This is a genomic window from Thermostichus sp. OS-CIW-26, assembly GCF_054058395.1.
On sequence record NZ_JBSSAG010000055.1, the window covers coordinates 1 to 11,305 of the forward strand.

Here is an 11,305-nt window from a genome sequence, read left to right on the forward strand (position 1 = left end):
CCGGGCTTGTTTTGTTCTCTGGTAGAGCAGAGCAGGCCCAGGGCTACTGAAAGCCCGCTCCGTACCGCTTAGCGGTCGGAGCCGGGTAGTTTACATTGGGATGGGCGTTAGAGTTGACAGGTGCGACGGCTGCGCTCCAGCTCCGGCTCGATCCAGGAGAGGGCGAAGTGACTCACACAGGGCAACTGCGGGAAGCGGCGGGCCAGCTCTGCTGTTTGGGTTTCCAGGCTGGGGCGTTGCCGCTGGGCTTGTCCCCATAGACCGGCAATGGCCGGGCAGACAAAGGTTTGGGGAGAGGCCACAGCCAGGACCTGCTCCACCTGCTGCGCCACACAGGAGCTATCCTCGCACTTGGCATAGGCCATTGGGTGCCATTCCATACCCGGATCAAAGCGGTCCCAGGGTTGCAGACGAGCGTCAAACCCTTCTCCTACTGCTTGGTTGCCTTCTGGGAAGAAGACAGCCCCCACCGGGATCCCCAGCCTCTGGGCGGGTTGGGCGGCCTGCTGTAGATAATCGAGAACGCCGTAGCGGGCAAACTCGACGCTCAGCTGCCAAAGCTGCTGCTGCCAACGTTCTTGGCGAACGGCGGCGCTGGGGGTGGGGGAAGGGGCAGGAGTTGGTGCTGCTGCCTCAGAACTGGAATCCGCCGGTTTCTCCAGACTCTCTGGTAAATCTTTTGTAGAGGAAAGCTGATCCCCCTGCCAATTCCTGCTGGCCATGTCTTGGGCAGCCCAGTCCAGTAACTCTGGGGAAAGCGCCCATTTCTCGGTCGGGCTGGGCCAGGGATCCCCTGGCTGCCGCCACCTGGGCTCTTCGGCATAGGTGGCATCCAGATGGAGAACATCTGCCACTGCAATGTAGCCCTGGCTTAGGTAGCGCTCCAGCAATGCCCGACCCGCCGGGTTTTCTGCCAAATTGAGGTAGGCTTTCCGGGCGGCCTCTCCATGAATCCACAAGTCTCGGACGGTGGCTGCCACGCTGGATCCCCCTGAGCCACGCGGATAGCGAATGTAGTCGAAAAGGATCCCATCCGGCTGTCGCTGTAGGATGCGGCGGACTAACTCGGCAAAATCCCGCCGTGCCAAGGGATGAAAGGGATCCACAAATACCTCGCCAGGACTGCCCAGGTCTTCCAAAAGGGCTGTGGCGGGATCCAAGACGGTGGTGATGCCACGACCGTTGCGGGCCAGGGCCACCTGTCGATCGGGCCGTTGTCCGTAGCTGTAGCCGAAATTGAGGGAAAACACCCAGGCATAGGCAGATAAGCCGCGGCGTCGTGCCGCCTTCAGAGCCAGATCCAACAAGTCGGCGTTGGGCTGTAAGCTGGGCCAGATCCCCCCTGCGCCATCCGGCAAAATAGAGCGGCCATCGTAAAAGGTCTCGATAAAGACGCGGTTGTAGCCCAGGTTCACTACTTGGTCGAACACCTGATCCAACACGCCCGGATTGGCATCACAAGGGTGCAGACGTACCCAAATGGCCTGGATCTGGGGCCAGCGTTGGCTGCGGCAGGCAATCAAGGCAGCGCCATGTTCGGCCAAAACTTGGGTGTACTCGGCCCAAGCAGCATTCGACTGGGCAGCCTGCTGGCGCAGTTGAGCCTTGCGCGCTACCTCCTCGGGCGGCTGTCGGCAGTAGGCGTCGAGCCGAGCAGCCAAGTGGGATCCCCTCTGTTCCGCACTGTCTACGGAACCAGAGCTGGGGAAAAGGGAATGGCCGGGCCACAAGAACTGAGCCTGGGCCGTGATTCCGGATCCCAGCAATATCAGTGCGCCCAGCACACCCGCAAGCCAGCGGATCCCTTGGTTTTTCGGCAGTCTCAGCACCCTCAACCTCCACGAGAATGTCTGCGATCGTACTCTTCTCCTGCCCAGAGAGCAGCTATTGAAAAAAAACAGCCGCCCGTGCCCACACCGGCGCAATCCCTTGGTCGATCTCTACCTTAAGTCCGAGTGGTAGGGGGTTGCTCTTCGGTTTTGCCCCTTCCGCCACTGTGACCGTCAGCCAGGCTCTCATGGGGATCTCGCCAAAAGGCATAGATTAGCGCTTATGATTTAGTAGTAAACCTTTAGCTTTTCTTGATTGTCCATGAAGGCCATTACCCTGCATCAACTGCAAATCTTCGAGGTTGCTGCCCGCCACCTGAGCTTTACCCGCGCTGCCGAAGAGCTCTACCTGACCCAACCCACGATTTCCATGCAGATCAAGCAATTGAGCAAAGCCGTGGGGTTACCGCTGTTTGAACAGGTGGGCAAGCGGCTGTATCTCACCGAAGCGGGGCAAGCTTTACACCAAACCTGCGAGAAGATTTTTGAACAATTGAATCAATTTGAGATGACCCTTGCCGACCTGAAGGGGTTAAAGCAGGGACGGCTGAGCATTGGAGTGGTCACCACTGCCAAATACTTTATTCCCCGTCTTCTGGGGCCATTTTGTCAGCAGTATCCCGGCATCGACGTAGCTCTCAAGGTGATCAACCGCCAGCAGGTTTTGGAGCGGATGAGCAACAACATGGACGATCTCTACGTGATGGGGATGCCGCCAGAAGATCTGGACGTGGTGGCACAACCTTTTCTGGAAAATCCCTTGGTGGTGATGGCCCCCATTCATCATCCGCTGGTGGGCCAAAAGCGGATCCCTCTGGCGCGCATTGCCCAAGAACCTTTTTTAGCCCGTGAACCCGGCTCCGGCACCCGCATGGCTGTAGAGCGGCTTTTTGAGAAGCATAACCTAAAGCTCAACATTCGCATGGAGATAGGCAGCAGCGAAGCTATCCGCCAAGGCATTGTGGGTGGATTGGGCATTTCGGTTTTGTCTCAGCATGTGTTGGCCTTGGGGGGGTGGCAGCATCATCTGGCTATTTTGGATGTGGAAGAGTTTCCCATTCGGGGGTTCTGGCATTTGGTCTATTTGCGCTCTAAGCGTCTTTCGGTGGTGGCCAAAGCTTTTGCCGACTTTCTTCTTTCCCAGGTTTCTCAAATGGAGCTGGACTTTGTGGCTAAAGAGCAGCACAAATCCAATTCAAATCCCAATCCAAATCCGCTTTCCGGCAAAGAGGCTGAAGCACAGCCGAGAGCTCTTGTCGCAACCCCCGGATCCCCTCAAAGTCGTGAGTGAACAATACTCGCAAAAACCCCAGGTAAGCCCGCGCCCACTCGTCTTCCGGATCCAGCTCGACGATCTGTTGAAAATGCAACTGAGCTGCTTCTGGTTGTAACAGCGCCGCCAACATCAAGCCCAGTTGGTAGTGGCTTTGGATTTGCTGGCTCGGTTGGCCTTGGGCAGTAGCCTGTTGCCGTTCCCCCTCCAGCAGTTGCCGTACCAGGATGCGATCTGGATCCGTCAAAAAAGTCGGGTATTGCAGGGTTGTCCAGGCATTGAGGTAAAGGGAGAGGGCCTGCAGATCCCCAGCGGCAGCAGCTCTGGCCGCCTCGCGGAGAGGAAACAAGGGATCCGTTACAAGGAAGGGGCCTTCCTTCGGGAAGCTCGACAGGGATCCTCTCCAGGATTGGTGTAGGGAATGGCGGATCCCTTTGGGCAACTGCCATTCCAGGTGGAGAAGGCCACCTCTTGGGAAGTCGGTTGTGGGCAGCGTCAAGATCTCTTCCACCAGCCAGCCGCCTGTTGAGTTGAGCTGCAGGCGATTCTGCCCCAACACCCAGGCCCGCTTCTCCAAAACCCGTCCTTGCCCGTCTTCCAGCCGCGCCCAGACCAGCGTTTGGGCCAAGTTCTGAGCTGGGCCTTGCCAGCGCAACTTCCAGGCCGGGATCCCCAGCTCCAACAGCGCCTCAACCTCCACCAGCTCCACCTCCTCAGCTTCAAGAGGCCACTCCTGTACCGTCACCTTTGAAAAGCGAGGGAAGTAAGTGTGCGGCCGACCCACCGTAGGCAACTCCACCGCCGGATCTTGTCGCCAGTCTGGGCTGCTGCGCAGGTGCTGCCGGATCTGCTCCTTAGTCGGGCCATAAGGGCCAATAATTCCCTGTTCCCCTTCGGCATCCACAAACCCATCCAGCAAGGATAGCTCCAGCTCCGGCCAGGGGGTTTGCCCAGCAGCGCGGAATGTAACCGGCCAGCGCTGAAGAGCCGCCAAGTAGGTGAGGGTTTCGGAAGAGATCAGCTCTGTATTGGGGAGAACTCCCAGCGTGGTGGTCAAACCTGGCTGGATCAAGGATTGGATCCACTGGGTCAGCTCCTGCGTGGGGTGCTTCCCCTGCCAGCGCATCTGGATCCCCGTCCACAGAGGGGCCACCCCTGGGGTGAGGGGCCGACCCAAATTGGCCAAGGCCAAGCAGCCCAGAACTAGCCCTGCACAGACTCCCCTTTGCAAAGCCCACGCACCCCAGCGTTCCTCCAACCACCGGCAAGCCTTTTGGATCCCGCCTGCTGATAACACGGCCAAGAGAGGCAGCAGGGGTAGGGTGAAGCGCACATCTTTGATGTCCACCAGGGTGTAGAGAAGGTAGCCCGAACCGTAGGTGGCCCACAAGACTGCCTCTCGCCTGTCCAGGGATCCCCACAACGTCAGCAGCGGCAGCCCACACAGAAAAGGGCTCATCTGCAGGGGCAAAAGGCGCAAGTAGGCAGTCCACCAGCACAGGGATCCCGCTGGGCAAGTGATGTAGTAGTGGGCAGTCTCGGCGTAAGCCCAGCCATTGCTGAGCACAAACAGCCAATTGGCCCCATACCAGGGCCAGCACAAAAGCAGCATCACACCCATCCCCAAGGCCAAGTGGGCCAGCCGCGCCGGCCAAGGGATCCCTTTCCACCACCCCACCGCTTTCCCAGAGCGCCAGAGGGCCTGACCTGCAACTCCCACCAAAGGCAGCAGCAAAAACAGCACCCCCGTCCACTTGGTGAGCAACACCGCCGCCACCCCCGCTCCCACCCCCACCGCCCCCCACCAGGAAGGCTTCTCCCCATAGGCCCACAGCGCCCAAAACGCCAGCGTCACCGCCACCACCAGCGGCAACTCCAACATGTACACGTGGGCCAAAGCCGTGATCCCCGGATAGAGGAGCAGCAGCGCCGCCGCCAGCCAGCCCACTTCCCAGGAGCGATAGACCCGCTGTCCCAGCCGCTGGGTTGCCAGAACCAGAACCCCCAGCAACACCAAGTTGAGCAACTGCCCGTCCGCCCGGCTGAAGGGATGCAGAGCCGCCAAGGGGATCCCCAGCCAATAGGCCAAAGGGGGGTAGCGCTGGTTCAAATGCAAAAACTGCTGCCCCCACAGCCCATCCCAGCGAAACCGTCCCAGGTGAAGCCCAAACGCCTGCGCCTGCAACAAATGCTGCGCCTCATCCCAGGCTGGCGGCAAGGGATCCGTCCAATTCCAGATCACCAGCAGCAGCAGGGCCACCATCCCCAGCCCGGCCCACCACCGTAGGAAAGGGATCCCCGGCCTGTGGGGTCTCTCCGGCAATGTCTCTCTCTCCTCGTCTGTACCGTTCATGCTTTGAAAACAATCCGCAGAGATTCAGCAGACATTGGGATCCCTTGCAACTGCCACCTGGCCTTGCCCCCCAGAGCTAAACTCAACCTGTGTCATTCTCAGCGCTCCTCCCATAGACCGAGAGCTTCAGCATCCCATGATCGCTCCATCTGCCGGCCCAGAAGGGGTTTGGATCCTTGCGGATCAACTCCACCCCCAGCAATCCGCCCTCGCTTCCCTATCAACCCTATCCCCAGACCGAGTTCCCGTCATTCTCATCGAATCTCACCGGTGGGCCAGCTCCCGCAACCACCATCAGCAGAAATTGGTGCTGGTCTGGTCGGCCATGCGCCACTTTGCCCAAGAACTGCAACAGCGGGGCTACCCGGTCACCTACGTGGAAGCCGACAGCTATGCCGAGCCCCTGCAAACCTGGGCCAAGCAACATCAACTGCAGCAGATCCGCCTCATGCAGCCCGCCGATATTCCCGTCCGAGATGAAATAGAAAAGCTGAGATCCACCCTCCCTTGCCCCCTCCTGATCTTGGAAAACAACCACTTCCTCTGGACAGCTGATCAATTTATCGAGTGGGCCTCAGGCCGCAAGCGCCTGCTTCTGGAAGACTTTTACCGCGAAGGGCGAAGACGCTTCCGCATTCTCATGGACGGCCCCAAGCCCCTGGGCGGGCGCTGGAACTACGACCGGGAGAACCGCCATCCTCCCAAACCGGGAATGCGCTATCCTCGGCCCCTCACCTTTTCCCCCGATGCCATTACCCAGGCTGTCATCGCAAAAGTTAGGCAACACTACGGCCATCACTTCGGATCCTTAGAAGGATTTGGCTGGGCCGTCACCCGCGCCCAAGCCCTGCAAGTGCTTGATCACTTCATCCACGAGCGCCTGCCCCACTTCGGCCCCTGGCAAGACGCCATGCAAGCCGGGGAAGACTTCCTTTTCCACTCGCTGCTTTCTCCCTACCTCAACTTGGGCCTGCTCACCCCCCACGAAGTCATTGCCGCCGCCGAACGGGCTTACTATCAGGGTGGGATCCCCCTGCCCTCCGCCGAAGGCTTCATCCGCCAGATCCTGGGCTGGCGGGAGTACATGCGCGGCTTCTACGAATACCAAATGCCCAACGGCTATGCCCAGAAGAACTTTTTTGGCCACCAGCGACCCCTGCCAGAGTTTTTTTGGACGGGCAAAACCGACATGGCCTGTCTGCAGCACACCCTGGATCAAATTCGCCGTCATGGTTATGCCCACCACATCCAGCGGCTAATGGTGCTCAGCAATTTCGCCCTCATCAGTGGCATTCAGCCCCAGGCAGTAGAAGCGTGGTTTCAGGATGTGTTTATCGACAGCTACGACTGGGTGATGCAGCCCAACGTCATCGGCATGGGCCTTTTTGCCGATGGGGGCATGCTCTCCACCAAACCCTATGCCGCCTCTGCTCAGTACATCCGCAAAATGAGTGACTACTGCCGCCATTGCCGCTACAATCCCAGCGAAAAGGTTGGCAAACAAGCCTGCCCCATCAATACGTTGTATTGGGACTTCCTGTTGCGTCAGCGATCCCTCTTAGCCCCCTTGGGCAGAATGAAATGGGTATTGATCCATTTGGATCGCATGGAACCGGAGCTGAAGGCCCAGATCCAGGCGCAAGCCGCTGCTTGGTGGGATCCCTTGCAATCTGCACTCGACGAACAGAGTCCATCTCATTTGCAATCTGTCTAAGCACCAGAAGATTAAGCATCCGGTAAAATTGAGGCACCCTCCTACCCACCTGTCGCTTTGTAAGGACTGCAAGCCATGAAATGTCCCCGCTGCAGCAAACAAGAAATCCGAGTTTTGGAATCTCGTTCGGCAGAAGGTGGCCAGAGTGTGCGGCGGCGGCGAGAATGCATGTCCTGTGGCTACCGCTTCACCACCTATGAGCGCATCGAGTTCATGCCCATCATGGTCATTAAACGGGATGGATCCCGCGAAAGTTTCAACCGCAACAAGATCCTGCAAGGGGTGATGCGTGCCTGCCAAAAAACCCCCGTCACCGTCAGACAGATGGAAGAGCTGGTCAATGAGATCGAAGAAAAGCTGCAATTGGAAGATGCCCAAGAGGTAACCAGCCTGCGCATCGGCGAGATGGTGCTGGAGCGCCTGCAACACCTAAGTGAGGTGGCCTACGTGCGCTTTGCCTCCGTTTATCGCCAGTTTCAGGGTATAAAAGACTTTGTCAATGAGCTGGAACAGTTGGAACCACCTCTGCGACGGGATCTGGAGCGGCTGCTGCGGGACTCCTCTGCCTCAGATTCCGAATCTTCAGGCTCCCCGGACTTGGTGGGGGAGTATTCGTGACGTGGGAACGACAGCGCAAGCCGGCCCTCCCTGGAAGCAGCGGGGAAATGGCGCTTGTGGGCGGGAAAAATTGCTGTGAAGGGATCGCCCATTCCAAAGGCTTAGCGGTATGCTTGGGGTAGCAATCGCGGCTTACACTAAAGCTAGAGCTGCACGCCTTTAGATTGCCGGTGTTCAGCACTATCCTTGGAGATCCCTGATATCTTGGATCCCTCTGTGTCAAGCTGTCCCAGCCCCCTGTCCTTCCGAGTCGATCCCAATTTATGCAATACGGTTTTCGGGGTTCTAGCCCCTCTGGCGCTCGCAACAGCAACAGTAACCCCAGTGGCTTTCGCTCCCCTGCCGCAATGGAGACGGGGCCAGGGGTGGTGCCGATTCAGGTGTATCAACAAGTGGCCGAAGAGTTGGAGTCTGCCCGTCAGCAGGTAAGCCTGCTTTCCTCGGAAAACCAGCACCTGCGCGCTCTGCATCAGCAGTTGTCTGGAGAGCTCGCTGCCATCACCCGAGAGTTCCAGGGGCAATTGGGCCACACCCTGAAGCGCCTGCAGCAAATCAGCCTACGGCTTGCTGACGCAAATGGCCAGGCTGCCCAAGTTGCTGCAGCTTCTGAAGCCTCTTTCCAACAGAACAGCCCGACTGCCAATCCCGGCCAACCGGAAGCCCCTCCCAGCTACGATTTTTTGAATCGCCTCAAGCGCCGACAGGCCCGCAACGAGACCCCCTCCTTCTCATCCAACGGCTTTGCCCCGTCCTCCTTTGATTCCCTTCGCCACCCTTCCACCCACACCTCTGCCGAGCCCTACCCCCGCACTGGCTACCAGGTTCCTTCCCTGGACGAGTTGATGCAGGATAGGGGCGGCCCGGATCCCTATCTCGGCGAGGCAGACTCCTCAGCCTATTCCACCGGCATTTATCAGCGGGTACGGGAGCAACATCACGGATCCCAGGGCTCTGCCGTCCTTTGGATGGCCGCTGCAGTCGTCTTAGTCATTGGATCGTTTGGGTTGGGATTTGTAGCCGTACAGCCGTTTTTGCGCAACAACCCACCGCCCGTGCAAGCACCCTGAGAGCTATTCACAGGATGCTCCAAAAGCCCGCTGGCGGGGTTAGGATGCCCCCAATGCGCTCCGCACCACTGACGAATGACCAGGGGTTATATCTGTGATCCAGGCTGTCGCTGCTCCTCTGACGCCTAACACATTCTTCGAGCATATGCCCGACGAGGGCCGCTTTGAGCTGTGCAATAGAGTCACGGTCAAAATGCAGCCCACAGGTTCTCACCAAATTTTCGGGCTGGAGGCCCGCACCATAGCCGCAGGCTTGGTGTCGAGAGGAAAGCCCTCCTCCATATAGGTTTGCTGGTCAAAAGTCTGGATAAACTACAATAAGCCCATGAGCCAGACTATATCGGTACGTTGCAAGCTGATAGTCCCACAAGAGTTGCGTCAAGAAATTGACCGCACTTTGCAGGGCTTTGCGAACGCTTGCAACCAGATTCTCGACACCGCCAAACAAAAGAACTGCTGGAACACCGCCAAGCTGCACCACTTGGTCTATCGGCCGGTAAGGGCAGCAACGGGGCTGAAAGCCAACCACGTCTGTCAGGCGCTCCGTCGGGTGATTAGCAATGCCAAGGCGGTGAAGCAAGTCCACAAGTTCCGCCCCACCAGTCTGACTTTGGACGCTCGTACTTTTAAGTACCGAGAGTCCGACCAAGCCGTGGGCGTGACCCTGATGAGCGGGCGAGTCTGGCTCAAGCTCAAGATTGGCGGTTATCAAATCGCTTTGCTGCGGGGGCAAACGCCCACCAGCGCTACTCTGTCCAAGACCAAGCAAGGGGACTACTACATCAACATCGCTGTTGAGCTGGATACTCCCCCGACTGGCAAGACTCCAAAGGTAATCGGAGTTGACTTGGGCAGGCGGGATATCGCCACCGCTAGCAACGGACGCTCTTGGAGTGGAGAACACATCCAGGCCGTCCGTGACCGGTTCAGCCGTGTACGCGCCAAGGTTCAATCCAAACGCACTCGCAGCTCTAGGAGGCTGCTGAGAAGGCTCTCTGGGAGAGAACGGCGCTACCAGACATGGCTGAACCATAACATCAGCAAAACCTTGGTCAAGGATGCCCAGGCTATTGGTGCGGCACTGGCTTTTGAAGACTTGACAGGCATCAGAGATTGCCTGAATCAGAAACCTCGGAGCAAAGCCGAACGGCGCAGGACTAACAACTGGGCGTTCTACCAGCTCAGGATGTTTGTGACATACAAGGCTGCCATTGCTGGAGTGCCTGTGGTGCTGGTGCCGCCTGCCTACACCAGTCAGACCTGTCATAACTGCCTGCACATCCACCCTGAGCGGGGTAAGTCCTACCGCAATGGTAAGTCGTTCAAGTGTGGACACTGCGGGTGGGAAGGGGATGCTGACCATAACGCTGCTCAGGTGATCTCTCTCCTTGGGGCGACTGTAAACTCGCCTGAAATTCCGAAACTTAGCTGTCCTCTGGGTCAGCTAGGGATTGGGATAAAGCCCGCACCCTGCGCATAGCGCGGGTGTCGGGTAGTTTACAAGCAGGTGGCGAGCTTTTTGGCATAGCGGTTAGCGGTGCCCACGCGCAAATCCAGCAAGATCAAATCCGCTTTTTTGCCCACCTCCAAGCTGCCGATTTCCCCTTCCAGACCCAGACAGGCGGCACTGCCTTGTGTAGCCATCCACAAAGCCTGTTGCGCCGGCAGAGCAGCTCCATCCCCCGATCCCAACCGCTGCAGAAACACCGCCAACCGCATCTCCTCGATTCGATTTCTTCAGCCCCCACATGCACACAGTGGGCGGCCAAGGTCTGAGCACTCAGGGATCCCCAGCGTTTCAAACACTGCACCGGGGTCAATCCATAGCGAGCCTGTAGAGTTTCCACTCCCCGGCGAGTTTCCGCCAAGTGGGTGTGCAGCCCCACTCCATACCTTTGGGCTAGAGCGGATCCCTGGACAAAACTCTCAGGATGGCCAGAATAAGGAGCATGGAACTTGACCCAGATGTAAATTTGCCCCTCCCCGCGTCCATGCCAAACCTGGATCAAAGCCTCCGTGTCCGCCAGGGATTCTCCCACTCCCCTCGGTTCGTCGATCACCTGTGGGCTGAGGATCCCTCGTAACCCCGACTGCAAGCTCACTGCTGCTGCTAGATGTCGATAGATGCCAAGGGTAACTACGGATAGGATCGTGAAGTTGGATTACATCCCCCCCTCTCCCATGCCGTACACGAAGACCGCTCTGGCAGAACGAGCCAACTGGTGTAGAGCAGGTAACATGGCAAGCTAATGGTCGACAAAACTGTTACCTCACTAGCTTGCCTTCACCCAATGGTGTCAGCTTTCAGGTAGAGAGGCTTGACGGAAGCCAACCCCCCTATTAGTTGGGTTCCTCTTGATTGGGTTAGGGTGGTGGGCCTGGCACCGAGCTAGGTTGCCAGCAGGTCGCCCTGCCAGTAGGTTCGCCGCTGATGCGTTTCACGTCCGAGTT

The 11,305-nt window shown here is 58.2% G+C and carries 8 protein-coding genes and 1 pseudogene; 5 read left to right on the forward strand and 4 right to left on the reverse strand.

Features of this window, described 5'->3' with window-relative positions:
- Positions 1–107: 107 nt before the first annotated feature.
- Positions 108–1,829 carry a hypothetical protein gene (locus tag ACVW0C_RS13805; protein WP_457385983.1) on the reverse strand — a complete coding sequence of 574 codons (1,722 nt, stop codon included), beginning with the start codon at positions 1,827–1,829 and terminating at the stop codon, positions 108–110.
- Positions 1,830–2,091: 262 nt separating this feature from the next.
- Here ACVW0C_RS13805 and ACVW0C_RS13810 point away from each other — a divergent pair, with 262 nt between their 5' ends.
- Positions 2,092–3,120, forward strand: coding sequence for a LysR substrate-binding domain-containing protein (locus ACVW0C_RS13810; RefSeq protein ID WP_457385984.1), 1,029 nt, complete (start codon positions 2,092–2,094; stop codon positions 3,118–3,120).
- Here ACVW0C_RS13810 and ACVW0C_RS13815 read toward each other — a convergent pair.
- Entirely contained in the window at positions 3,002–5,455 is a 2,454-nt protein-coding gene (locus ACVW0C_RS13815; RefSeq protein WP_457385986.1) for a hypothetical protein, read from the reverse strand. The genes ACVW0C_RS13810 and ACVW0C_RS13815 overlap by 119 nt on opposite strands.
- 136 nt (positions 5,456–5,591) lie before the next feature.
- Between ACVW0C_RS13815 and ACVW0C_RS13820 the strand changes: the two genes are divergently transcribed.
- The 4 genes from ACVW0C_RS13820 (at position 5,592) to ACVW0C_RS13835 (ending at position 10,334) form a co-directional block, all read left to right on the forward strand.
- The gene (locus ACVW0C_RS13820) at positions 5,592–7,169 is read left to right on the forward strand and encodes a cryptochrome/photolyase family protein (protein ID WP_457385988.1); all 1,578 of its coding nucleotides are present in this window, start codon (positions 5,592–5,594) and stop codon (positions 7,167–7,169) included.
- A gap of 75 nt (positions 7,170–7,244) precedes the next feature.
- On the forward strand, positions 7,245–7,787 hold the full coding sequence (gene nrdR / locus ACVW0C_RS13825) for a transcriptional regulator NrdR (protein WP_414374563.1): 543 nt from the start codon (positions 7,245–7,247) through the stop codon (positions 7,785–7,787).
- Positions 7,788–8,050: 263 nt separating this feature from the next.
- Positions 8,051–8,854 (forward strand): hypothetical protein, encoded by an 804-nt coding sequence (locus ACVW0C_RS13830; protein WP_414328720.1) that lies wholly within the window; start codon positions 8,051–8,053, stop codon positions 8,852–8,854.
- A 325-nt stretch (positions 8,855–9,179) separates the two neighbouring features.
- Positions 9,180–10,334 (forward strand): RNA-guided endonuclease InsQ/TnpB family protein, encoded by a 1,155-nt coding sequence (locus ACVW0C_RS13835; RefSeq protein ID WP_457385989.1) that lies wholly within the window; start codon positions 9,180–9,182, stop codon positions 10,332–10,334.
- A gap of 17 nt (positions 10,335–10,351) precedes the next feature.
- On the opposite strand, the gene ACVW0C_RS13840 is transcribed toward ACVW0C_RS13835, so the two are convergent.
- Entirely contained in the window at positions 10,352–10,573 is a 222-nt protein-coding gene (locus ACVW0C_RS13840; protein ID WP_041436618.1) for an amidohydrolase family protein, read from the reverse strand.
- 68 nt (positions 10,574–10,641) lie between these two features.
- A pseudogene (locus tag ACVW0C_RS13845) lies at positions 10,642–10,956 on the reverse strand (N-ethylammeline chlorohydrolase); the annotation flags it as partial.
- Between the last annotated feature and the right edge of the window lie 349 nt (positions 10,957–11,305).

What these genes read in the sequence shown, in the direction of transcription:
- ACVW0C_RS13810 (WP_457385984.1), top strand. Translation starts at nt 2,092, where the DNA reads ATGAAGGCCATTACCCTGCATCAACTGCAAATCTTCGAGGTTGCTGCC.
- ACVW0C_RS13815 (WP_457385986.1), bottom strand. Translation starts at nt 5,455, where the DNA reads ATGAACGGTACAGACGAGGAGAGAGAGACATTGCCGGAGAGACCCCAC.
- ACVW0C_RS13820 (WP_457385988.1), top strand. Translation starts at nt 5,592, where the DNA reads ATGATCGCTCCATCTGCCGGCCCAGAAGGGGTTTGGATCCTTGCGGAT.
- nrdR (WP_414374563.1), top strand. Translation starts at nt 7,245, where the DNA reads ATGAAATGTCCCCGCTGCAGCAAACAAGAAATCCGAGTTTTGGAATCT.
- ACVW0C_RS13830 (WP_414328720.1), top strand. Translation starts at nt 8,051, where the DNA reads ATGCAATACGGTTTTCGGGGTTCTAGCCCCTCTGGCGCTCGCAACAGC.
- ACVW0C_RS13835 (WP_457385989.1), top strand. Translation starts at nt 9,180, where the DNA reads ATGAGCCAGACTATATCGGTACGTTGCAAGCTGATAGTCCCACAAGAG.
- ACVW0C_RS13840 (WP_041436618.1), bottom strand. Translation starts at nt 10,573, where the DNA reads ATGCGGTTGGCGGTGTTTCTGCAGCGGTTGGGATCGGGGGATGGAGCT.